Genomic DNA, 23,668 nt, shown 5'->3' with positions numbered 1-23,668 from the left:
GCAAAAAGGGGAATGCAGATGACTATTAAGATCAGTATTGTCATCCCCAGCTATAATTACGGTCGCTTCATAGGCGAGACCATCGATTCAATTCTGGCGCAGGATTACCCCAACACCGAGATCATTGTTATCGACGGTGGCAGCACGGATAATACCGTAGAGGTCGTGCAGTCATATGGCGACAAGATCGCCTATTTCGTCAGCGAACCAGATGAGGGGCAAAGCAACGCACTCAACAAAGGGTTTGCCCTGACCACCGGTGATGTCATGGCGTGGATATGCTCGGATGACATCTATCTGCCCGGGGCCTTTAAGCGCGCTGCGGATTTCTTTGAGCAGCATAGAGACTGCGCATTCTTATACGGAGACGGGGCCATCATTGATGGTGATAGCAACTGGGTGTGCGATATCAAATCGGGGCCAGTGCTCGATCGGAACACCTTCCACAATTACAATTACGTCTTTTCAACCACCTCTTTCTGGCGGCGCTCGCTTTGGGAAAAATCCGGGGCGCATATCGATGAAAGCAACAATTGGACGATGGATTGGGAGCTGTTCATTCGTATGAACCAGGTGGCGGAATTGCACTACCGTCCGGGCAATGTTGCCTGTCTGCGCCACCACGAAGAGGCCAAAACCTATACGGGCAGAAACCAGTTTACGGCCAAGCGTGACCGCGAAATTGTTGGGGTCAGCCGCCGTTATGGTGGTTGGTTTTGCTATAATAGCTTGATGTTTGTCTGTCTGGAAATTTCCCGACTTGCCCGGCACTTTGAAGGCCTTCCCAAGCCTCTTTATTCGCTCGCCTTTCGGCTCTGTCATGTGCCGATGCAAATGATGCCAAGCAAAACACTATCGGTGTTCTTTAATGGCCCACGGGTGCGATCCGAAAATTGAGATGTCGAAATTTGACCATATGACTGTGTGTTTGCCACAGGTCACGTCTCGGTCTGAGGCGCGCTTGGCGCAATTGCGCAACCCAGAGATGGTTGCCCCCCCGGCTGATCTCTTGGTGCGTAGCAAGCTTGAGCAGGGTTTGGATCCGATCTTTACCGGGTCCTCTCTGGCCGGCTCGGTGTCTGGGGTGCGACTGGCGGTCGATCTTGATGATACGATTTTACACAACAGTCATACCTGCCCCGACCTTTGGGCTCTTGGTGGGTATCAGGGACGTGATATTTCGCCGGGGTATAAATACGACGACATGCGGGGTGATGTGCGGGGGCTTCTTCGGCGCCTGCGTGGGCGGGCACGCTATGATACAATCCGAAAACAATCCCATCCCTACATGCATAACCCGCGTGTCATTGTGGCCCCCAACCGGCCTTTGCTGTCGCTGTTATGGGCTCTGAAAGAACGCGGCGCGCATCTGGTCTTGGCAACGGCAAGTGCGCGGGTGCGGGTGGCCTATTTGTTTGAACGGTTGCCGATCTTGGCTGATCTTTTTGAGGATGCGGTTTTTTGCGCCGAGGATCTGGCCGCCCGAGCGATTGAGGCCGCCCATACCAACCAGCCAGATAGCGAAATCTGGGCGATGTCGGAAGGTGCGCATGCGGCGCGGCCTTTCTCACTGATGGCCAAAACGCCTTGGGCTCTTTCTCCTGGGTTTGACGGGGCGGCGTATGATTTCTTGATTGATGACTCAACGCTCACGGCACGTTTGTTTGCCGATCAGGGGTTGGGTGATCGCTTGATCGCGATTTCTGGTAATGCGGTGGGCGCCCGCGCATGGGACACTGTGGCCACCTGCTTGCAACGCCTTGTGGGCGAAAACCGGTTTAATGCGCCACAAGATGATCCTGCGATCCTGCGTTTCGAAGACCCACTTTATTGGCCCTATATGCATATTAACGATCAATTTGAGGCCCCCGATGGATAGTGTTGCCGTCATTGTCATGAACCGCGATCGGCCTGACCTGACAGATGCAGTTGTGGAACAACTCAAAACGATGGGTGCCGGGCTGGATGTTGAGATTTTTGTTGTTGAGGCAGGCAGCAAGCCAGAGGGACAGTCGAAATACAAAACCCATTATTTTCGCGACCGTTCGTATCGGGGGCGCTATTTCGCCTTTAATCAAGGGTTGAAATTTGCCCATCAGGCGCGTCCGACATGGGACCACTATTGGTTTGTGTGTAACGACATTATCTTTCCCGATGGTCAGGATACATTGCGCCTTCTGTGGGAGGCGCTGCAAAGCGACCCATGTATGGCCGGAATTGGCCCGGGTGAACCTGAGGCCGATGACTATGAGGGCTGCCATCCCAAGCCGGGACGGGTTTGGCACAAGGCATCAACAATCCACGGTCTGGCCATGCTGATGCGAGGCGAGGCGTATCGCGACGTTGGCTATTGCAGCCCCAAATTCCGGTACTCTCAGGGGGCGGGCACGGAATTCGCCTATAACGTCTACCGCAAAGGATGGTTTCTCGCCTATTCCGATGTGGCGACGGTCTATCATGCCCCCGGTGGAAGCACCTATGGCAAGGTGGTGAAGATATCGCGTCATGAATACCAACGCCGGGCTCGCAAATTCGCATCAAGCTATCTGCGCCGCACATACGGGGAGAACTGGGACGAGCTGTTCTCCTCTGTGTTACCTCCCGATATCGAGTCCAATACGTTTCCGTTGCAAAAGGAAATTTGGAACAAGACATTGCCTTGGAACCCAAAGGACACGCACCCTCGAATTTTCAAGGCGGGTTCGCGGGTCAAGCAAGCCCTGCGTCGGATTTTTACGGGCTGATGCGGGTCCTGATCATATCAGACTCTGATTGGCGCGGTGGCGCTGCAAAGGTCGCTTTTTATCTGGCCCAAGGTTTGCGCGGGCGCGGGATCGAAGCGGATATGTTGGTTCAGCAGAAATCTTCAGACGCGGATTTTGTCGAAGAGTTGCCCCAACAGACAAAGCAGCCCGGCACTGTGATGCGCCGGTTGCAGTATCGGCTGGCCTATGGGGCGTTGCAGTTGAGCTCTTTGAATGGTCGGGTGGCGCTCGATCCGGACCGTCTGGCGCGATATGATCTGGTGCATCTGCATAACGTGCCCCCCATGAGCCTGTGGGATGTGTTTCGCCGCTTGCGCATACCGACGGTTTGGACGGTGCATTCCATGGCGCCGCTGACCGGGAACTGTGTCTTTTCCTATGACTGTGATCGCTGGACGCACGGATGCGGAGCATGTCCGCAATTCGGGACTTGGCCGTTGATTTATCAGCACCGCGATGCCAGCGCCGAAATCTTGAGGATCAAACGGTTCCTCTACAAGCGGATGGCCTTTCACGCCGTTGGGGTCAGTGACTGGACCACCACCCAAATTGCGCAAAGCGTGATGGCAAGTCAGCCTCGGCACACGGTACAAAACCCGTCTTGGACCCCTGATTATCATCCGGTTGATCGCGGGGCGGCCCGCAAGCGGTTGGGCATCCCGGAAAATGCCTTGGCGGTTATGTTATCCGTGTCAGGCAAGACCGAAGACACGCGTAAGGGGCTTGATATTTCGGTGGCCGCGGCGCGCCAGATTCAAAACGATTGGCCAGATGCCGAGCGGCTCTTTTTGTTGCCAACCGGCATTGTCGCCCCCAATGGCGAGATGGCCAATATTTTGAATGAATTTAAAGGGTTGCCCCCCAAACATGTCGCAGATGTCGCCCTATTACGTGACTATTACAATGCCGCAGATGTCGTGTGGCACCCGTCCCGCGCCGATACCAGCTCGATGGTTAGTCTCGAAGCCTTTGGGGCCGGTACACCGGTGATTGCGGCGGCGGTGGGTGGAGTGCCCGAGATTGTACAGCATGAGCAGTCAGGCTTGTTGATCCCGCCCGATGCGCCCGAAGCTTTGGCCGCGGCGACACGCCGTTTGATTGATCAACCCGCGCTCATGGCACAGTTGCGCCAGGGTGCGTTGGCCACGGCGCAAAAGCATAACCCCGAGCGTTTTGTCGATGAATATCTCGCAATTTATGATCAGGCTTTGGCAGATAAGACGCCAAATGCGGCCTGATCAAAGCACTTTAAAACAAAGGATGACATGATGCTCGGTCGCATCTTGATGAAAATTCGCCACTTGCCGCATTACCGGCCCGATCTTGTCTATGCGCGCGACATCCTACGCCATCAGATTCTCAAAAGCGCACCGCTAAGCGGAACAACCGATGACCGTGCCGAAATTCATGTGCTCACGTCGGCCCATGACTGGATCAACACGGTGTGGGCGCTCAAAAGCTTTTATGCCCAGGTGCCCTATCGCTTTGCCCTTGTGATCCATGGTGACCCGTCTTTGACGCCGGATTTGCAACAGGCCTTGGCCCAGCAATTTCCGGATGCGCGCATCATTGGAGATGAGGAGGCCCGACCCGCAGTGCTCGCGGCTCTGGCGGATTATCCGCGCTGTCTCGACATTCGGGAAAACCGGGTGATCTCAAAAAAGATTTTCGATTTCCCGCATTATCTGCAATCTGATCGGCTGATCATGTTTGACAGCGATTTGCTGTTCTTTGCTCCTCCGCAGGCTTTTTTGGACTATTTCGAAGAGGATGCACCGCGGGTGAATGTCTTTAATCCCGATGTGGAAACCGCCTATTCTACCTCTCCCGAAGCGCTGGCCAAACAGGGCGTGCCCATTCTTCCAGAGATCAATTCCGGCTTTGGTCTGATGCACCGCGATAGCCTGTCCCTTGATCTCGTAGAAGAGTTTCTGGGGGTCCCAGGCGTGGCGGATGGGCATCGGTGGCGGTTTGAACAAACAGTTCAGGCCCTGCTGTCGACCCGTTTTGGGGCGGCTCTTTTGCCAGAAGAATATCGTGTGACATTGACCGGCGACGTGGGGGATAAACCGTTTCGCCACTATGTCGGAGCAGTGCGCAACCAGATGTATACCGAAGGTATGCGCAAGCTCAAAAAAACCTTACTGGCCAATTAAATGCAGGTTTTGGTTGCCCCGGATGGTCGATCCATCAACCCCTATCAGCAGCTTCTGGCGGATGCGGCCGCGCCTTTGGGCCTGTCGATGACGTTTTTACAAGGCTATCGCCGGGTTTTACCTCTGTCCCGAGCGATTAGAACCCAAAAGCCGGACCTGCTGCACTTGCATTGGCCGAGCCACTATTTGCGCAGTGATCGCACGTTTTTACGCACGGCATATTGTCTTCGGACGTTGAGTGATTTGAAGCTGGTACAGATGCGCGGCATTCCCGTGGTGTGGACGGTGCATAATCTTGTCACCCACGATACGCCAACGCCACGGCTTGAACGGTGGTTTTCATCGCGGTTGGCCAAGCTCGCGGATCGCCTGATTGTGCATAGTCCCGCGGCACGTGAGGCGGTTATTGAGACACTGGGGGCGGACGAAGACAAGATTGATATCATCCCACATGGGTCGTTTCGGAGTGCTTATGGAGCCTTGCCTGATCGGGCTGGGGCCCGCGCGGCGCTCGACATCGCGCCCGACCGGCCTGTGGTGCTCTTTTTTGGTATGATCCGACCCTATAAAGGGGTTCCAAATCTGCTCTCGGCCTGGGAGGCGCTGGGAGATCAGCGCAAAGATGGGCTTTTGGTGGTGGCGGGGAGTGTCACGGATGACGCTTATGGCGAAGAAATCCGCAGCCAGGCCGAGGCGACACCACAAACCCGCTTGGAGCTGCGCTATATCCGCGATGATGAATTGACGCTTTTGTTGGCGGCGGCGGATGTGCTGGTTTTGCCATTTGAAAATAGCTTGACCTCCGGGACGGTCACCCTTGCCCAAGATTACGGCCTGCCGGTTGTGGTCCCGCAGGTGGCGGGGAGCGAGGGCGCGCGCGGCGCAATCTTTGCCAAAGATACCACCCCTGCCCCATTGGGGGCCGCGATCCTGACCGGCCTCGCCGCCGGCCGTAGCCGGCCTGAGCTCCAAGAGGACACCACTTGGGACAATGTCGCCCGCCGACATGCAGAGGTATTCCAAGCCGCATTTGAGAGAAGAAACGGATGACTCAGTCGACTATCTGGAGCCGGGCAAGCCGCGCCAATCAACGCTTGGGTTTGTATACGCCCAGCCTCAAAGAGTTTTGCTTTTTGATTGGGGCGATGAAGAGCGGGACAACAACGCTTTATCACTATCTGGCCCAGCACCCTGCGATTGCGGAAAACCAATATCAAAAAGAGCCGGAATTCTTTTCTAGCCCTCATGAACCCGATGATTTGGCCCCCTACTACCGGCAATGGTTGCCCCGGTTAATGGGGCGTCAAATTGCATTGGATGGGTCAACGGGCTACAGCAAACAACCCGGCTTTCCCGATGTCGCCAAACGTCTGTCCAAGCTTCCGGGGCGCAAGCACTTTGTTTATATGCTGCGCAACCCTGTGGACCGTTTAGAAAGTCATCTGGCCCACAATCTCGCGGCCAAAGAGGTGGTGTTTGAACCGGGTGCCGAGTTGCCCGATCTAACCCATCCCTTGGCGGTCTCACAGTATGCGTATCAATTGGATGCCTATCGCGCGGCATTTCCCGACATTGCGGTGAAAATCGTCGCCTTTGAAGCCTTCAAAACAGATCCGCTGGCTGTGGTGCGAGACATCTGTGCCCATCTCGAAATTGATCCCGATTTTGCGTTCGAGGTGTTGCCGCCACAAAACACGCGATCAAAACGGGCCGATGTACAATCGTTCAAGCTCACCTCTGACCAGCGGGCTGACATTACAAAGCGTCTGCAACCGGATCTGGAACGTCTGCACGCACAATACGGTTTTGATACAGGGATTTGGGGCCTGTCATGACACCCACGGTCTCTATCCTTTTACCGGCCTACAACGCCGAAACCTGGGTCGTTGAGGCGGTTGAAAGTGCCTTGGTACAGGGCCCGAATGTCGAAGTCATCGTGATTGATGACGGATCAAGCGATGGCACGGTTGATATGTTGCGTCGGTTTGACGGGCGTATTCATTGGGAAACAGGTCCCAACCGCGGGGCCCCGGTGGCGCGCAACCGGGCGCTGTCTTTGGCGCGGGGCGCGTGGGTTCAATATCTGGACGCTGATGATTATCTGGAGCCGGGCAAAGTATCGGCCCAGCTCGCTGCCCTACAGGATATGGGCGATATTGATGTGATCTACGGGCCGGAAACGATCGAATGGCACGGCGATAGTACTGGCGATGGTAACGGGGCCCCCACGCGGAGTTGGTCCCCCCTGCCTGAGCCACATGATCCATATGCGTTGTTGGCCTTGTGGAAATTGCCGCAAACCGGTGGGCCACTCTGGCGGCGTCAGGCCTTGCTTGATGTAGGGGGGTGGCGCGAAGATCAACCCTGCTGTCAGGAACATGAATTGTATCTGCGGTTGTTGATGGCGGGGAAACGCTTTGCCTATCATCCCGCGTCTCAAGGGGCCATTTACCGGCGGTTTGACACCGGCACGCTGTCAACGCGTAACCCTGCCAAAGTGCGCGCAGAGCGGGCCAAGATTGAAGCCCGGCTTGAGGCGCATTTGTCAAAGAGCGGGCACCTGACGCCTGAACGCCACTGGGCCATCAATCAAGCACGGTTTGAGATGGCCCGCGCCTCTTGGAGCGAAGATCGCAGCGAAGCGCGCCGTCACCATGAGGCCATCACAGGTCGTGGTTTTGTGCCACGCGGGGTGGCCGCCCCCCGGTCTTACCGGATGGTCTATCGCCTTTTGGGGTTTGAGGTCGCAGAGCGTATCGCCAATTTGAGACGGGGTTTGCATGTTGTGTAGAAGCTCCCTGTTTGACAGGGGGCTGGTGGCGGCCCCCCTGCCCGATCGCGCTTGGGCCTCCGCCGTTTTTGTGACCCCAAAACACTGGGCCATGAATTGGGCCAAGAACGGGACCATGAGATGACGGCCTATAACATCAAAGCCAAATTCAGAGGAGAGACGCGCCCGATCCTCATCACCGGAACCAATCGTTCCGGGACAACTTGGCTTGGCAAAATGTTGTCCTATTCCCCGGAGCTGTCTTACATCCACGAGCCATTCAATCCGCAGACACTCCCCTTTATTCATCATCTGGTACCGCCCCCCTTTGACCATCATTTCCATTACGTGACAGACCAAACCAGCGCTGAAACAGAGCGCTATATGGCCCACCGGTTGGGTTTGTTTTATCCGTGGTTGGAGGACGTAAAGGTGCGCCCAGACCCCAAACGAATGGTGGGGGCAACGTTACGATGGCAACGCTATCGCAAAATCCATAGTTCCCTGCGTCGCCCCTTGCTCAAAGACCCTCTGGCTTTGATGTCTGTTGACTGGCTGGTTGACCTTCTGGACCCCGATGTCGTGGTCTCGATCCGCCACCCCGCAGCCTATGTCAGTAGTATCAAGCGAATGAATTGGGATGTCGGCCCCCGGCTGTTTCTGACGCAACCGGCGCTATGTGACACGTTGATTGCGCCATTCGTTGATGAATTGCGGGCCTTGGAGGCTAAGACAGATCGCGATGTTATTGACGAAGCCATCTTGGCGTGGCGGATTTTTCACTATGTGATCCGCCTTTACCAAGAAAAATACCCAAACTTCATTTTCGTTCGGACAGAAGATCTTAGCCGCAACCCCCTTACCGAGTTTGAACAGCTATATCAGCGGTTGGATTTGTCGTTCACGCAAGAGGCCCGCAATCAGATTGCAGCCCATTCCAGCACCGCCAATACCCAAGAGGCACCTACCGGGCGGGCGGATCAAATCGCGCGCGATAGTCAGGCTACGATTTCTGTTTGGAAAAATCGCCTATCAAGCGATGAGATCGATCGTATTCGCAATCAAACATCTGACATTTCACCATATTTTTATGGTGATGAAGACTGGTGATGGGCATTTCTCTTGACGTTAGATCCTAATAAACCGATGCGTATTTCCGTTGTTATTCCGACATATAACCGCTGTGATTTTCTGCTGGCCTGTCTTGAAACCGTCTTTTCACAACAGCGCCTGCCGGATGAGGTGATTGTTGTTGATGACGGTTCAAACGATGGCACGCGCGAGGCGCTCGCCATGCGCAAGGACGTCACGTTTATTGAACAAGACAATGCGGGCCCCGGGGCCGCTAGAAATCGTGGCGCGGCGGCGGCAACCGGTGATTATCTGGCCTTTCTGGACAGCGACGACCTGTGGTTTCCTTGGTCCCTTAGGGTGATGGTCGACCTCGCCAAGGACCATGATCACCCCGCCCTATTGTTTGGCTCCTTTAAAGATTTCGGCACGTCAGCGCCCGCAGACCTTTCCCAAACTCCGACCAAGGCCAAAGTATTCGACACCTACTTGAGCAGTGCCGAACATGGATTTTTTGCCGGGGCCGGTATGATGATGATCCGACGGGATGCGTTTTTGAAGGCTGGCGGGTTTACCGAAGATCGGCTCAACGCCGAAGATCACGATCTGGCTCTGAGGTTGGGCACCGCAGCAGGGTTTGCGCAGATTACCGCCCCGATTACGGTGGCGCACCGGATTCATGATGGCAACGAAATGGGCAACGATGCGCTCAATCTCGACGGGTTAAAACGCCTTGTCGCTCATGAAAAAGCCGGCGTTTACCCGGGGGGGGCCGCGTGGTCGCGATCTCGCCGTTTGATCCTAACGGGCCATGTGCGTGCCGCAGTGATCAGCTGTGCCCGTTCGGGGCGATGGGCCTCTGGCTGGGGCTTGTATCGCGACACATTTCTTTGGAACATTGTGCAAAAGCGGTTGGCTTATGTCGCTGGGGCTCCGGTTTTGGCCCTGCAGGCGCTGGTGACGCGGCGCAAGGAGACATCGCATGAATGACGCCCTTATCAATCGGATTTTGCGGGCCCCTACTGGGCTAAAATCGCGTTTGCGGATTGGCTGGTTGCGGCTGTTGGGCGCGTCGATTGGGCCTGCTTGCCGGGTTGTGTCCCCTGAAATTCCACAGAACCCTTGGGATATTCGGCTCGATCAAGGCGTGGCTCTGGATCGGCACGTCACATTGCTTGCGATTGGTGAACGGACTGACAGCCCAAGGATCACCATTGGTGCAAATTGCTATATCAACCGGCGGACGATGATCGACGCCTCGCTTTCGGTCGAGATCGGCGCTCACTGCATGATTGGCCCCGAGTGCTACATCACCGATCATGATCACGGAACTGCGTTGGGTCAGCCCGTTGGCCAACAGCCGCTAATCGAAGCGCCGGTGCGTATTGGCGAGGATGTTTGGCTGGGGGCGCAGGTCAAAATTCTCAAAGGGGTGACGATCGGTGCAGGGAGCATTATCGGATCAGGCAGCACAGTCACGCGGGACATCCCCGAAAACGTCATTGCAGTAGGCAGCCCGGCGCGGGTGGTGAGAGACAGGACGTAACACAGTGGATGTATCAAACCATGCCCTCCCCGTCAGTGTCATAATCCCGACATGGCGGCGCGTGGACCAATTGCTAGACACGCTGAAACGGTTACAGACCTATGGGGCGGATATTGCCGAAATTCTTGTCCATGTTGATGCAGGGGATACGGAAACGGCCCCCGCTCTGGCCGCACAATTCCCTTCGGTTCAGATCCTGACGGCGGAGGTCACACAGGGCCCCGGCGGCGGGCGCAACCGGCTGCTAAAGGCGTGTTCCCACCCGATCGTGGTGAGCCTTGATGACGATTCCTATCCTATTGATGCGGATTTCTTCGCCAAAATCCGAGCGGCCTTTGGCGATAACCCCGACGCCGGGGTTCTGGCCATGTCGATCATCCATGATGACGAGCCGATGATCGCACGCCATGAAGGTCAGCGGGATGTGGCGGATTTTGTTGGGTGTGGCTGTGCCTATCGCCGCGCGGTTTTTGAGGCCATCCCGGGCTATGTCCCCTTGCATCCGGCCTATGGGATGGAAGAGGCCGATGTGGCGTTGCAGGTGATGGATCGCGGCTGGCGCATCGTCGAATGTGGCACATTGCGCGTGCGACATGCCACTGATCGCGGCCATCAAACCGCGCCAAATATCGTGGCGGCCCATGTCCGTAACACGGCGCTTTTGGCCTTTTTACGCTATCCTTGGCAACTGGCCGGGTACGGGGCGGCACAGGTGCTGAACCGCATGGTCTATTCGTTGCGCCGCGGGCATGTGGTGGGGGTCTTGCAAGGCGGTGCCCAAATCCCGGCCACGCTCTGGCGACATCGCCGCGCCCGGCACGTCGTGCAAAGCGAGACCATCTTGGCAAGACGCAGATTGCGACGAAACACATGAGCTCAGAAACCGATATGTCCTGTATCGTCTGTCAAATTGGCGCGCGCGAAAACTTTAGTCTCGCACGGGCTTTGGCGCGACGTGGGATGTTGGAGATGCTGGTGACGGATATTTGGTGCAAGCCAGATATGCCTCTGCGTGACCGATTGGGGCGGTTTGGCGAGCGAACCCATCGTGACTTGTCTGATCAACGGGTCTGGGCCCCGAGTTTGCGGGCGGTCCTGCGGGAACTGTCGGATCGGCGCGCCGGGCGTCAGGGTTGGGATCAAATCCTGCATCGCAACGCCTGGTTTCAGCGCATGGCCCTTCAGCGCTTGAAACGCCTTGATCCAAAAGGGCCGGTTACGCTTTTTGCCTATAGCTATGCGGCGGCGGATATTTTGGCCTATGCCAAAAGTCGCGGCTGGCGCACGGTGCTTGGGCAAATTGACCCCGGCCCCGTTGAGGCGCGATTGGTCGAAAAACTATATGACATGCCGGGCCAACAAGGTGTGCATCACCCGATCCCCGCCCAATATTGGGACAACTGGCGGCGGGAAACCGATCTCGCCGATCTGATTGCAGTCAATTCAGATTGGTCGCGGCAGGGGTTGGTGGCCGAAGGCGTCGCGACCGAAAAGATCATCACTTTGCCGCTGGCCTATGAACCCGTCATGACCGCCAAACCCCGCCCCGCTGATAAGGATGCGCCTTTGCGCCTGCTGTTTCTGGGGCAGGTCACTTTGCGCAAAGGGATTGATCTCGTATTTGAGGCCCTGCAAATGGCCCCGGATTTGCCGGTCATGTTAGATGTGGTCGGGCCGCTTCAGGTCTCGGTTCCAGAGGCCATTCGGTCTGATCCACGCATCACCTTTCATGGCTCCGTTGCGCGCAGCACAGTGGCCAATTTCTATGATCAAGCCGATCTGTTCCTGTTTCCCACCCGCTCAGACGGGTTCGGGTTGACCCAACTCGAAGCGCTAAGCGCCGGGGTTCCGGTGATTGCATCCCGCCATTGTGGCACCGTGGTTGAGCACAATAAAAACGGGCTGATATTGCAAGATCTAACCGCCAAGAACCTGGCCGATCAGTTGCGCATGCTCACCCAGGATAGAGCCCAGGTTGCGCAGCTACGCGCCGGGGCCCATTTGGCAGACCGGTTCAGCATTGACGCGCTGTCACAGAACCTGTTCGCTTTGCTTCAGCAGGTACAACACTCAAGGTGAGAGCAGGTTCATGACAATGACATCCCCAGTCTATACGCGCACGCCTGTCATCGCTGCTGGTGCCTCTGATCTGGTGTCGCCACGGGTTCTCAATGACCTGAGGTTGATGTCAACCTTAACTCTGCTGCTCTCTTTCATTCTGGCCGGAGTGGCGTTGATCTATGCGAATGACGCCGATCAGGCCTTTAAGTACCCCGCGCCCTTTGTGGGGGTCGGCATTGGGTTTGCGCTCTGGATCGAAGGACAAGCCGGGCTGCGCAATCTGGTTCGGGTTGATGTCTTTATGCTGATGGTCCTGTTCTTGCTGACTTTCTTTGAGTTCATTCTGCCCCAAGATTCCATTACGGATAGGGTCTCGCTCCCTGCCGCCCAAACCGCGGTCCAAGCGACATTGCTGGGCTTCACCGGGATTGTGGTTGGCCGGCACATTTTTCCGGCCAACCGCCCTTTGCCCCGCCGCATTGATTTTCAGGTTTCTCCGAAAGGAACCACAATACTTCTCATCGCCTGCGGGTTGCTGGGCTATCTCTATATGCTGCTGGCGGTCTCCTTTGATATTTCAGAGATGATTTATCAAATGACCCGGCCGCGATTTTCACAGCCTTGGACACGCGGGCGGTTTGGGTCCTTGTCCACTCTATTGAACGAATTTGGCCTCTTGAAATACCTGATACCACCACTAGCGGCCGCTATTCTGGCGCAGTGGCGAAAGTATAAATTGTGGCAGGTCGCGATTGCACTTGCCCTACTGTCTCTCGTCTTTTTTGAGGGCTTTGCAGGCGGGACGCGCAATATCTTTCTGATCCATCTGATCACTTTCAGCGCCAGTTTTGCACTGATGCTGCCGCGGCTGACATTTAGCAAACTCGCCATGATTTTTGCCCCGATCTTGGTGGTCGCCTATTTTGCGATCTATTACCTGCCCGAAATTCGGACCGTTGGCCTCGAAAATTTTAACATCGAGGAAAGCCGGACTGACACGCTGTTTGTGGATATGAACCTCATCAATATTGCGCATTTGACCGAGGTCTTTCCTGAAACCCACCCTCATTTGGGCTTTGAGGTTCCGTATGTTGCAGCGGTCCGCCCTATTCCCCGCGCATTGTGGCCAAGCAAGCCTGAGGGCTTGTCATTGAGTATCGAAGAGGCGGTCGGAGCAAGGGGATTGACCTTGTCAGCAACCTTTGTCGGAGAGCTCTGGATGGCAGGGGGATATATGGCGGTATTGATGGCCGCCCTAAGCTTTGGTGCACTGAGTGCGTATTGGAATCGTCGGGCCGTGGGCGCGCGTAGCAATTTGGATATGATTATTTTTGCAGTCGCTTTGTTTCCTGCCGGGCTTGGGATGCGGAGCTTCATGTCGCTTGCCCCAACCTTGTTGCCGTTGCTGGCCATCATCTTGTACACCAAGGTAGTGCGGTAAATCTGACATGACGATTGGTAAAAAACTTCAAGGGTTGGTCGCCTCATTCGCCCGCAATGCCCCCTGGCCAATCATTGCTCAATCACGGAAATTTCGACCAATACACGTCTCACAAACGTCAAAAATGACCCTGTTGGTTCTGACAACACCGGACAAAATCCACGAAGCTCTCTGGACCGCGTATAGTTTTCTATTCTGGCAGGGTGCCGACTTTGCCTTGGAGATCGTTGTTGATGGGCCAGTGTCCGCAGAGATGGCCAAAACAGCCCAACATGTTTTCCCCGGATGCACCACAGAGGATGGCCGGAAATACCGAGAAACGGATTTTGGCTACAAGAGCATCAACACATTTGTCCGCGACTTCAAATATGGGGCTAAGCTTGGTCTTATTCTGAGCAAAACGGCCAATCGCAATGTCATTTATTGCGATTCAGACATTCTGTTCTTCTCTAGGTCTGCTGACATCACATCCTGGGTTTCATGCGAACAGCCCCGCCCCCCCCGGTTTGTTGTCGATCGCAGCTCAGATTATCTCGCGGCCCCGATGCGCAAGAAATACCGCGCAGAGGGAGCAGATATTCCCACAGGGTTCAACTCTGGGTTCTTCCTCACTGAAAAAGGAAGCTTTAGCCTGCCCTTTATCGACAATCTGCTGGAAAAATCGCGCCTTTTGAACGACGGCAAGCCCGTTACAGGACACTGGGACGGGGCGGCCTATCACATCGGTTGGGAATATTTTACCGAACAGTGGATCATGGGGGCGTCCTTTGCCCGCGCGAGGGGCCAACCGCTCCCCGAGGAGGCCTTTTTTCACTCCAATGCTGGTATGAACCCGTTTCAAAAAGACCCAACGGATTACAGCAAAATATGTATGAGACACTTCTTTGGCAATGTAAGGCATCGGCTTTACACAAATGGCATGCCATCCGCAAAAAAGCGCATGCGCCTGCCCTGAATAAAATCTGAGCATCCTTATGAAACTCCTTTTTCTCACCGTCATTCCATCCCCCTATCAACGCCAATTGTTTTCTGCGCTGGCTGAAACCGGCGAGGTGGATTTGAGTGTTTTCTATTTCACAGCCGGAGCCCATGACCGAGAATGGAAACGGCCGGATCTGATGCCGTTTGAAACCATTCTCGATGGCCGCACCGTGATGAAACTCGGGCCGTCGGCGCATTGGAACCCCTCCATCATGGCCGCCATCGATCAGGTCCAACCAGATTTGACCGTGATCAGCGATTATTCGGCGCTGACGGCTCAACTGGCCATGCGGCGTCTATCATGGCGCAAATCGCCTTGGATGTTTTGGGGCGAAGTGCCCGGATTTTCACAACGAGGCCCCATTGGCAGCCTAATCCGCAAACAGCTTCAGGCACCGATTGCCAAAGCCAGCGCCATTGCCGGAATGGGCAGTGTCGCGGTCAACGCCTATGAGAACCTGTTCCCAGACGTGCCGGTCTTTAACATTCCCTATTTCTGCGATTTGTCGCGGTTCCAAGCTGCGCGCAACAAGGCCAAGCCGAAAGACACGATAGACGTGCTCTTTAGTGGCCAGATGATCCCGCGCAAAGGGTTGGATGTGCTGATCGAAGCCTTTGACAAGGTGGCCCGCAAACACCCCAAGTTGCGCATTCTGACCTTGGGAAGCGGCCCGGAACAGGAACGCTATGAACAAAGCGTGCCCGCCGATTTGCGGGAGCGGGTTATCTTTCAGGGGCACAAAGACCCCGCCGATTTGCCAGACGTGTTTGCCGCGGCGGATGTGTTTTGCCTACCGAGCCGGCATGACGGTTGGGGGGTTGTGGTCAACGAAGCGATCGGGGCCGGTTTGCCAATTTTGACCACGGATGCGGTGGGGTCTGGTCCGGATTTGGTCCGAGAGGGACGAAATGGCTATATCACCCCAGCCGGGGACGCCGCCGCCCTTGCCACCGTATTGGATCGCATCGCTGGCGATGATGCGCTGCGCCAATCCATGGCAGAGACATCCGCGTCGATGGCGGATCATTGGGATGTCACAGAAGGGGCCCGCCGTTGGATAGAGACCGTCCGCACGGTGTCCCCCAAGGCGTTTGGCGCATGAAAATCGCACTGATTTCTTCGGGGTCAGGGTCACGTGGAGGCGGCGAAATCTATCTGCGCTTTTTGGCACAGGGCTTGGCCGCAGCCGGGCATGAGGTTGTCGCATTGGTGCCCGACGCCCCGCGCATGGACGAGTTGGCGGACAGCCTAACAGAGAACGCATCGGTGCACCGGTTTGCCTTTCACACCACCTATGACCGCAGGCTGCGGGGCTTGGGCGCGTGGCTGGATAGACGCCAACAGGGCCAACTGGCCACGCTTTTCGCCGGGCTTGATGTTGATGTGCTCCATGTGAACCAGCAGGTTGCCGAAGATGGGCTTGATTTGGTGCTGGCGGCGGCGGCAAGCGGGCGGGCTTGGGTGTCGACCATCCATGTCGGTCATTCCGCCGCGGCCCTTGGGGCCCGGTTTGGCGCGGGCCGCGATTGGGCAAGCGCGCGGGTGCTGGCCCGTGCGGGTGGGGATTACATAGCGGTGAGCGCAACCTCCAAAGCACAGCTTGCCACGCGGTTTCCACAGGCACGGGTCCATACGGTATTGAATGGGGTTCCGACCCCAGATCGCGCGGCATTGGCGGCGGCGCGGGCGCAGGCGCGGGCCGATTGGGACCTCAAAGACCATGAGATTGCGGTGGGGGCCGTGGGCAGGATCGAAGCACAAAAGGCCCCGTTGGCTTTGGTCGATCATCTTGCAACAGTGGGGCCGGAACACCCTGTGCGGCTGGTCTGGATTGGCGATGGATCCTTGCGGACAGAGCTTGAGAACCATGCGCGCGCGCACCGGGATTGGATGCCCCTCACCATTGATGGCTGGCGCACTGATGCCGCCCTGCGGTTGGCGGGGCTGGATGTTTTTGCAATGCCCTCTGTCTTCGAAGGATTGCCGCTGGCCCTGCTTGAGGCGATGCATGCCGGGCTGCCTGTGGTGGCAACTCGGGCTGATGGCATTGCCGAAGCGGTGACACCGGGTGAAAGTGGATTTTTATGTTCCGGATCAGAGGATTGGAAAGCGGCGCTGACGACGCTTTTGGAAAACCCCGACCTGCGGGCCAGCATGGGGCAAAAGGCACAGGCCCGCGCCCTTGCACAGTTTAGCACCGATGCCATGGCAACCGGAACAGCTCGGATTTATCAGCAGGCCATTGAACGCAAGGTGACAACATGACGAGACGCGTTCTCCATGTCTCTCCCTACATGGATGCCACCGCAGGGGGTCCTCCGGTGGTGGTTGAGCAACTGATCGCCGGTGCCGCGGCCAATAATTATCGTGCCGATATCCTGACCAGCGCCGCCTTTACCTCCGACAACGGGGCCGCCCTCTCTCAGAAATGGCCCGAGGCTGTCATCTTGCCCACGCAACGTGCGGCGCTTACCGGCCAAGGTAAAGCCCAAGTCGAAGAGGCGGTGTCTAAGGCTGATGTCGTGCATCTGCATACCATGTGGTCACCTCTGGTGGCCCAGGCCGCCCGGATGGCCCGGCGGCATCGCGTGCCCTATATTTTATCACCGCATGGGATGCTTGATCCCTACTCGGTCGGGCAAAAAGCCTTAAAGAAACGGCTTTATCTTGCGTTGATCGAACGGGCCACATTGCGCGGCGCGGCGCGGATGCTTTTTACCGCCGAGGATGAACGTCGCTTGGCTGAACCTGTGACGGGGCCCCTGCCTTCTGCGGTTATTGCATTGGGGGCCGATGCACCTCCGAGCGCACCAGAGATCCTGCGCAGCGAATTTGCACAGCGCTATCCCGATCTTGCCGACCGATCCCTCGCGATTTTCTTGGGTCGCTTACACGGTAAAAAACGCCCTGAGGCGGCGATCAAGGCGATGGACCACCTGCGCCACGACTGCCCCAAGGCCTGCCTGATGGTCGTGGGATCGGGCCCAGAAGAAGCTGAGCTCCGGGCATTGGTGGCCCAGCGAGGCCTAAGTGAACATGTGCGGTTCCTAGGATTTTTGTCAGGGCGTGACAAATGGCAAGCCATGGCGGCGGCGCAGGTTTTTGTCTTGCCCTCCAGACAGGAAAACTTTGCCATCGCTTTGGCCGAAGCTCTGCATGCAGGGGTTCCTGCATTGGTCACCCGCAAGGTCAATATTTGGCGCGAAGTCACCGAGGCCGGGGCCGGGGCCGTTCTAAACGAAGAGGATTTGGAGGCCGATCTGGCCAAGGGATGCCGCATGTGGTTTGCCGATCCAGCCCAACAAGCCAAAGCGGGCCGCGCCGCCCGCGCCCTTGCTGAACGCGCCTTTGATTGGTCAATCTCGGCGACCCGCACCCATGCGCTTTATGACGAGGTTCAAGACTAAATGTCAGCCCGTCATCACCGCGACATGATTGGAAATGCAACTGCCCGGCGGAACTTTGGCAAATGCGGTGATCCAGACCCCCTCACCGATCTCAATCGGCTTGCAGAAAAAGGCGAATTGAGGGTCCGTCCAGTCGTGATTGCCCGTGAACAGATAAGCCCCCTGACTAAGGCAACTGTTCGATCCGATGCGCACGGTGGTGTGGTTGTCGATCCAAACCTTTTCGCCAATCCAAACATGATCGCCTACCTCAAGGAACCAGGGCGATTTAATATCGACGCGGGGTTTGATTACCACCCCCTGCCCCAGTTTGGCTCCGTAGAGCCGCAGCAGCGCGACCTTGGTCCGCGAAGGCAGCAGTCCCAGAACCCCACTCCGCAAGATAATTGCATTCAGCAAATACCACGACACCCGAACAAAAAGCCCCGGATATCCCGGAATATCCGGTTTCTGGAAGGCTGCGAGGTCAAGCTTGGCGATGGGTTTTTCTTGCATGCTGCTGTCCCTTTCCGGGCTGTCGCCTCCTTGGAGTGCACCCCATGACAGATACTTCAGCTTCGACCAGAATTGAAAGCGTTGAAATTCTGCGCGGCCTCGCGGCCATATCTGTGGCCTGGTACCATCTGACCAATGGGCATGGCGATAATTGGGTGCGCTAGCGGTGCCTATGGATGGCTTGGTGTCGAGATTTTCTTCGTGATTTCGGGTTTCGTTATTCCGTTGTCGATCCTGCAAAGCTATGAGCGCTTCTCTTTGTCGGATTTCCCCGAATATATGATGCGAAGGCTTGTTCGCCTCGAGCCGCCATACCTGCTTAGCATTCTCTTGGTGGTCATTCTGTGGGAGCTTTCGGCCTTGGCTCCAGGGTTTGCGGGTGCCCCCCCGGACTGGAGCTTTTGGCAAATCCTGTCTCATGTCGGCTATGTCATCCCATTGACGCCTTTTGCCTGGTTGCAGCCAGTCTATTGGACACTGGCCTATGAGTTTGTATTCTACCTTCTTGCTGCGGCCTTCTTTCCGGTCTTTTCCCATGCGGCAGTCTGGCGTTGGTTGCTGGCTGTTGGGGCGGTTTCTGGTCTCTGCCTTGTCGGGATGTTGCCCCCGCTTAGCCTGCTGTTCCCGATCGGCATTGCCGTTTTTCGGCGCATCGCCCTGAAAGACCCACTCTGGGTGCTGGCAATGTCGATGATCCTTGCCGGAGGCAGCCTAGCAATCTTGGGCAAACCCCTTGAAGCGGCTGCCGGAAGTGTCACTGCTCTGGTGATCTTGGCAACGGCGCATGTCCGCCTGGAGGGGTCGGGGTGGAGGCCGTTCTTCTGGCTGGGCAGTTTGTCCTATTCGATCTATCTGCTGCATTTGCCCATTGGTGGGCGTGTTGTTAACCTGTCTCGACGGTTTCTGCCTGAAACGACCTGGGCCGAGTTCTCCATGTCCTGTGTGGGGCTGCTTCTGAGCCTCGCAGCGGCCGCGGTGTTCTGGCGACTTGTCGAGTGCCCGGCGATCCACTTGTCCCGCCAGATGTCAAAGCGCCCCCTTGCGTCCAAGCCCTAAACCTGAACACCGTTTCCTTATTTCACATTCACCCAACACCAAGAGTATTCCATGGCCCGTCTCTACGATTCCCGTAAACGCATTCTCATCACCGGTGGAGCCGGATTCATCGGCTCGCATCTCACCGACCGCCTACTCGAACAGGGGCACGAGGTGATCTGTGCCGACAATCTCTTTACCGGCACGAAGCGCAATATCGAACATTTGCACAGCCATCCGCGCTTTGAGTTCATGCGCCATGACGTGACTTTTCCGCTCTATGTCGAAGTCGATGAGATCTATAATCTCGCCTGCCCAGCTTCTCCGGTGCATTACCAACACGACCCGGTGGCCACGACCAAGACATCGGTGCATGGGGCAATCAACATGCTGGGCTTAGCCAAACGTCTGCGCTGCAAGATTTTTCAGGCATCCACATCAGAAGTTTATGGCGACCCACATGTCCACCCCCAGCCCGAAAGCTATTGGGGCAATGTGAACCCTATTGGCCCGCGCTCGTGTTACGACGAAGGGAAGCGCTGTGCCGAAACCCTGTTTTTCGATTACTACCGCCAACATGATTTGCAGATCAAAGTAGCGCGGATTTTCAACACTTACGGTCCCCGCATGCACCATGCCGATGGCCGGGTTGTGTCAAACTTTGTGGTTCAAGCCCTCCAGGGGCAGCCGATCACCATCTATGGTGACGGTCAGCAGACGCGCTCTTTTTGCTATGTTGATGATCTGGTCGATGGTTTCATCCGCCTGATGGACACCGACACGGATGTCACTGGCCCCATCAATCTCGGCAATCCCGGTGAATTCACCATTCGCGAACTGGCCGAAAAGACCATTGCCATGACCGGGGCCACATCACAATTGGTGCAACACCCGCTGCCGGCCGATGACCCCAAACAACGCCAACCCGACATCACGCAGGCGCGCCAAATTCTAGAGTGGGAACCGACAATCACGCTAGAGGACGGGTTGGCGCGCACCATTGCATATTTCCAGAAATTACTGCCGGAACTGGTGACCGATTAAACGCGGACCGCACGTGCAACATCTGTGCATGAAAACTTTTGCTGGGGCTTAGGGCATGAATATCAAGTCGTTGATTTATAACCGTTACCTTAACGCAACGCAGGAGCGTGGCATCCGGTATCAAGTCATCGGAGAGCGCTGCTCTGGCACCAACTTTGTTGACGCCCTGATCCAGAGTAATTTCGATATCAAGCGGTCAAAATCATATGGTTGGAAACACGGCTTTCCAACCTTTACCGCCTGTCGGGACACAGTTTTATATGTAGCCGTCAGCCGGGATGCGTTTTCTTGGATCAAGAGCATGTATGTCCGTCCCTATCATGCCAAGCCGCCGCTGCCCCATCTGTCTTTTCCCGAATTTATCAGGGCACAGTGGGACTGTGAGATTGACCTGCATTACAGTTTCAGCATGGGAAGTCGGGATCCTCGGATCGGTCAGACATTGCAACTTGATCGCCATCCGATTGAGGGGCGCTGTCTTAAGAACATTACCGAGCTGCGGGCGCTAAAGCTGCACGCGCATCTGTCTTTGCAAGATCGTCAAATCCAAGCCTGCCATTTCAAGCTTGATGATATCATCGCAGACCCGCGGCCGTTGCTACAACGCGTTGCGCAACATTGTGGGCAGGACCTCCCTGAACAGGTTTCGGTCCCTCAAAAACATTTCGCTTGGGATATGCCGGACTTGAATCACGCCAAACGCAAAGAGGCGGCGCAGTTCACCCCACAGGATCATGCCTTTGTGTTGGAGGCTCTCGATTCAGAGATCGAGGCTAGGGCCGGATATGCCTATTCCACCATGCCACCTGAGATCGAGGCTCAGGCCAAAGGCTGAGATCCGTTTTGACCGGATGTTGTGTCTCTGCCAAAACTGGAACACCACGGGAAACATCCAGAGCACGCTTGCTGGTCGAGTTGTGGTTCGTTAATCAGCGGGCTTAGGGCGTGTTTTGGGCCCTTGGACATGTAGCACTGAGGTGGTCGATATGGAGGATAAGCTGACGGGTATTGATGCTGCGGCGCGACGGGTTTTGGATGTGGAAATACGTGGGCTTGCACAGCTCGCATCCGAGCTTCCGGTTGATTTCACCCCCTTTATCGAGGCTGTTTTGGCCAGCTCGGGGCGCCTGATTATTTCGGGCATCGGCAAATCGGCGCATATCGGCTCCAAGATCAGCGCAACCTTGGCCAGCACCGGCACCCCGTCGCTCTTTGTGCATGCGACTGAGGCGAGCCATGGCGACCTTGGCATGATTGTGCCCGGTGACATCTGTATCGTGATTTCCAATTCCGGCCAGACCCGCGAACTCCAAGATCTGGTGGGCTATTGCAAGCGCTTTGCCATTCCGATTGCCGGGATTTCGTCAAACCCCGATAGCGTGCTGATGCGCGCCTCGACCTATCAATTGCTGATCCCCAAGGCCGAAGAGGCCTGTTCGATCGGCATGGCACCGACCACCTCGACCACCATGACCCTGGCGCTTGGCGATGCGATTGCCGTGGCCTTGATGGAGCAGCGCGGCTTTACCGCCGATCATTTCAAAGACTTCCACCCCGGTGGCAAGCTGGGGATGCAGCTGGCGACGGTGGGCGACCTTATGCACGGTGCCGATGATTTGCCGCTCGTGGATCAAAAGACGCCGATGCAGGATGTGCTTTTGGTCATGACTTCGCGGGGCTTGGGTACGGCCTTGGTTATGCAAGACGCACAGCTATCGGGAATTATCACCGACGGGGATTTGCGCCGCCATATGGATGGCTTGCTAAGCAAATCGGCCGCCGACATCGCCAGCGGCACACCGCTGACCGTGTCACCCGATGGCTTTGCCGCCGAAGCGCTATCGACTATGAACGCGCGCAAGATCAACGTGCTTGCGGTGGTTGATGGTGATCAGCGCCCCGTTGGCATTCTACATATGCATGACCTGTTGCGTGCCGGCGTGTCTTAACCTGCAGCGTCCCAAACCGCTGTGGCCTGACCGGAGCCTTCCAAAGGACGACCCCTTATGAAAACCGTTATTCTGATCCCGGCGCGCTATGCCTCGACCCGTTATCCCGGCAAACCCTTGGCCGAGCTGACCCTGCCATCGGGCGACAAGAAATCGCTGATCGAGATGAGCTGGGAGGCGGCCAACCGGGTGTCTGGTGTCGATGAGGTTCATGTCGTCACCGATGATGATCGTATCCGCGATCATGCCATCGGTTTTGGCGCCTCGGTGATCATGACCAGCCCCGAGGCCGAGAATGGCACGGCGCGCTGTGCCGAGGCCTTGGCCAACGGTGCCATTGAGGCCGATCTTGTGGTGAACCTACAAGGCGATGCGCCCCTGACCCCGGAATGGTTTGTCGAAGACCTGATCGCCGCGATGAAACGCGACCCAGAGGCACAGGTCGCCACGCCGGTGTTGCAATGTGATCCGCTGACCTATGGCCATTTCGTTGAGGATCGCAAAGAGGGCCGCGTTGGTGGCACCACGGCGGTGTTCAACGCCAAGGGCCACGCGCTCTATTTCTCCAAAGAGGTGCTGCCCTTTATCGACCCCGACAAGGTGCCGGACGAAAACATCCCGGTCTATCACCATGTCGGCGTCTATGCCTATCGCCCCGAGGCCCTGCGCGCTTATACGAGCTGGCCGGTCTCAGAGCTTGAAACGCTGGAAGGCCTCGAACAGCTGCGCTTTCTTGTGAATGACACCACCATCGCCTGTGTGCAGGTCGAGGGCCGGGGCCGGGTGTTTTGGGAACTCAACAACCCCGAAGACGTCGCCCGCATCAACTCTGTCCTAAAGGATCTGTAATCATGCCCGTCACCATGGATGTCACCGAGACCAAAGCCACCCAGACCAAAACCGTGATGGTTGGCGGCATCGCGATTGGCGGTGCCAACCCGATCTC

The 23,668-nt window shown here is 56.5% G+C and carries 24 protein-coding genes; 23 read left to right on the top strand and 1 reads right to left on the bottom strand.

Translation table 11 applies throughout. The annotated features are described in order from the left end of the window. The first annotated feature begins 18 nt into the window (after positions 1–18). From Q1A43_RS21485 to Q1A43_RS21400, 18 genes are all read left to right on the top strand, one after another. Positions 19–897: a glycosyltransferase family 2 protein gene (locus Q1A43_RS21485; RefSeq protein WP_299938774.1), complete on the top strand. Its 879-nt coding sequence runs from the start codon at positions 19–21 to the stop codon at positions 895–897. 1 nt (position 898) lies between these two features. Then, positions 899–1,879 carry a hypothetical protein gene (locus Q1A43_RS21480; RefSeq protein WP_299938771.1) on the top strand — a complete coding sequence of 327 codons (981 nt, stop codon included), beginning with the start codon at positions 899–901 and terminating at the stop codon, positions 1,877–1,879. Then, positions 1,872–2,744: a hypothetical protein gene (locus tag Q1A43_RS21475; RefSeq protein ID WP_299938770.1), complete on the top strand. Its 873-nt coding sequence runs from the start codon at positions 1,872–1,874 to the stop codon at positions 2,742–2,744. Before Q1A43_RS21480 ends, Q1A43_RS21475 begins: the two co-directional genes overlap by 8 nt. Beyond that, positions 2,744–4,003 carry a glycosyltransferase gene (locus Q1A43_RS21470; RefSeq protein ID WP_299938767.1) on the top strand — a complete coding sequence of 420 codons (1,260 nt, stop codon included), beginning with the start codon at positions 2,744–2,746 and terminating at the stop codon, positions 4,001–4,003. The genes Q1A43_RS21475 and Q1A43_RS21470 overlap by 1 nt, the downstream gene beginning before the upstream one ends. A 27-nt stretch (positions 4,004–4,030) precedes the next feature. Next, positions 4,031–4,921: a hypothetical protein gene (locus Q1A43_RS21465; protein WP_299938763.1), complete on the top strand. Its 891-nt coding sequence runs from the start codon at positions 4,031–4,033 to the stop codon at positions 4,919–4,921. Then, positions 4,922–5,971 (top strand): glycosyltransferase, encoded by a 1,050-nt coding sequence (locus Q1A43_RS21460; RefSeq protein WP_299938760.1) that lies wholly within the window; start codon positions 4,922–4,924, stop codon positions 5,969–5,971. Further along, positions 5,968–6,756, top strand: coding sequence for a sulfotransferase (locus Q1A43_RS21455; protein WP_299938757.1), 789 nt, complete (start codon positions 5,968–5,970; stop codon positions 6,754–6,756). Before Q1A43_RS21460 ends, Q1A43_RS21455 begins: the two co-directional genes overlap by 4 nt. Beyond that, positions 6,753–7,712 carry a glycosyltransferase gene (locus Q1A43_RS21450; RefSeq protein WP_299938755.1) on the top strand — a complete coding sequence of 320 codons (960 nt, stop codon included), beginning with the start codon at positions 6,753–6,755 and terminating at the stop codon, positions 7,710–7,712. The genes Q1A43_RS21455 and Q1A43_RS21450 overlap by 4 nt, the downstream gene beginning before the upstream one ends. Before the next feature lie 120 nt (positions 7,713–7,832). After that, positions 7,833–8,801, top strand: a complete 969-nt coding sequence (locus Q1A43_RS21445) for a sulfotransferase (protein WP_299938753.1) — start codon at positions 7,833–7,835, stop codon at positions 8,799–8,801. Positions 8,802–8,837: 36 nt separating this feature from the next. Further along, positions 8,838–9,752, top strand: coding sequence for a glycosyltransferase family 2 protein (locus tag Q1A43_RS21440; RefSeq protein WP_299938752.1), 915 nt, complete (start codon positions 8,838–8,840; stop codon positions 9,750–9,752). Beyond that, positions 9,745–10,308: an acyltransferase gene (locus tag Q1A43_RS21435; RefSeq protein WP_299938751.1), complete on the top strand. Its 564-nt coding sequence runs from the start codon at positions 9,745–9,747 to the stop codon at positions 10,306–10,308. Before Q1A43_RS21440 ends, Q1A43_RS21435 begins: the two co-directional genes overlap by 8 nt. A gap of 4 nt (positions 10,309–10,312) precedes the next feature. After that, entirely contained in the window at positions 10,313–11,182 is an 870-nt protein-coding gene (locus Q1A43_RS21430) for a glycosyltransferase (protein ID WP_299938749.1), read from the top strand. Beyond that, positions 11,179–12,387, top strand: a complete 1,209-nt coding sequence (locus tag Q1A43_RS21425) for a glycosyltransferase family 4 protein (RefSeq protein WP_299938746.1) — start codon at positions 11,179–11,181, stop codon at positions 12,385–12,387. Before Q1A43_RS21430 ends, Q1A43_RS21425 begins: the two co-directional genes overlap by 4 nt. A gap of 10 nt (positions 12,388–12,397) precedes the next feature. Further along, positions 12,398–13,810, top strand: a complete 1,413-nt coding sequence (locus tag Q1A43_RS21420) for a hypothetical protein (protein ID WP_299938744.1) — start codon at positions 12,398–12,400, stop codon at positions 13,808–13,810. A gap of 124 nt (positions 13,811–13,934) precedes the next feature. Further along, positions 13,935–14,765 carry a hypothetical protein gene (locus Q1A43_RS21415; RefSeq protein WP_299938742.1) on the top strand — a complete coding sequence of 277 codons (831 nt, stop codon included), beginning with the start codon at positions 13,935–13,937 and terminating at the stop codon, positions 14,763–14,765. 19 nt (positions 14,766–14,784) lie between these two features. Next, positions 14,785–15,894: a glycosyltransferase family 4 protein gene (locus Q1A43_RS21410; protein WP_299938740.1), complete on the top strand. Its 1,110-nt coding sequence runs from the start codon at positions 14,785–14,787 to the stop codon at positions 15,892–15,894. Next, entirely contained in the window at positions 15,891–17,057 is a 1,167-nt protein-coding gene (locus Q1A43_RS21405; RefSeq protein WP_299938738.1) for a glycosyltransferase family 4 protein, read from the top strand. The genes Q1A43_RS21410 and Q1A43_RS21405 overlap by 4 nt, the downstream gene beginning before the upstream one ends. Further along, positions 17,054–18,199: a glycosyltransferase gene (locus Q1A43_RS21400; RefSeq protein ID WP_299938736.1), complete on the top strand. Its 1,146-nt coding sequence runs from the start codon at positions 17,054–17,056 to the stop codon at positions 18,197–18,199. Before Q1A43_RS21405 ends, Q1A43_RS21400 begins: the two co-directional genes overlap by 4 nt. A 3-nt stretch (positions 18,200–18,202) precedes the next feature. Here Q1A43_RS21400 and Q1A43_RS21395 read toward each other — a convergent pair whose 3' ends face one another. Then, entirely contained in the window at positions 18,203–18,694 is a 492-nt protein-coding gene (locus Q1A43_RS21395; RefSeq protein ID WP_299938734.1) for a putative colanic acid biosynthesis acetyltransferase, read from the bottom strand. 141 nt (positions 18,695–18,835) lie between these two features. On the opposite strand from Q1A43_RS21395, the gene Q1A43_RS21390 reads away from it, so the two are divergent. The 5 genes from Q1A43_RS21390 to Q1A43_RS21370 all read left to right on the top strand — a co-directional run bounded on the left by Q1A43_RS21390 (position 18,836) and on the right by Q1A43_RS21370 (position 23,571). Beyond that, on the top strand, positions 18,836–19,750 hold the full coding sequence (locus Q1A43_RS21390) for an acyltransferase (RefSeq protein ID WP_299938731.1): 915 nt from the start codon (positions 18,836–18,838) through the stop codon (positions 19,748–19,750). Between the two features lie 51 nt (positions 19,751–19,801). Continuing rightward, a complete protein-coding gene (locus Q1A43_RS21385) occupies positions 19,802–20,773 on the top strand; it encodes a UDP-glucuronic acid decarboxylase family protein (RefSeq protein WP_299938729.1) in 972 nt (323 codons plus the stop codon). A gap of 55 nt (positions 20,774–20,828) precedes the next feature. After that, positions 20,829–21,608, top strand: a complete 780-nt coding sequence (locus Q1A43_RS21380) for a hypothetical protein (protein WP_299938726.1) — start codon at positions 20,829–20,831, stop codon at positions 21,606–21,608. 151 nt (positions 21,609–21,759) lie between these two features. Beyond that, positions 21,760–22,722 (top strand): KpsF/GutQ family sugar-phosphate isomerase, encoded by a 963-nt coding sequence (locus tag Q1A43_RS21375; protein WP_299938724.1) that lies wholly within the window; start codon positions 21,760–21,762, stop codon positions 22,720–22,722. Positions 22,723–22,779: 57 nt separating this feature from the next. Continuing rightward, positions 22,780–23,571: a manno-octulosonate cytidylyltransferase gene (locus Q1A43_RS21370; protein ID WP_299938721.1), complete on the top strand. Its 792-nt coding sequence runs from the start codon at positions 22,780–22,782 to the stop codon at positions 23,569–23,571. Positions 23,572–23,668: the final 97 nt, after the last annotated feature.

This window comes from uncultured Pelagimonas sp. (assembly GCF_947498515.1).
Classification (GTDB): domain Bacteria; phylum Pseudomonadota; class Alphaproteobacteria; order Rhodobacterales; family Rhodobacteraceae; genus Pelagimonas.
This window is presented reverse-complemented; position numbering and strand designations above follow the sequence as displayed.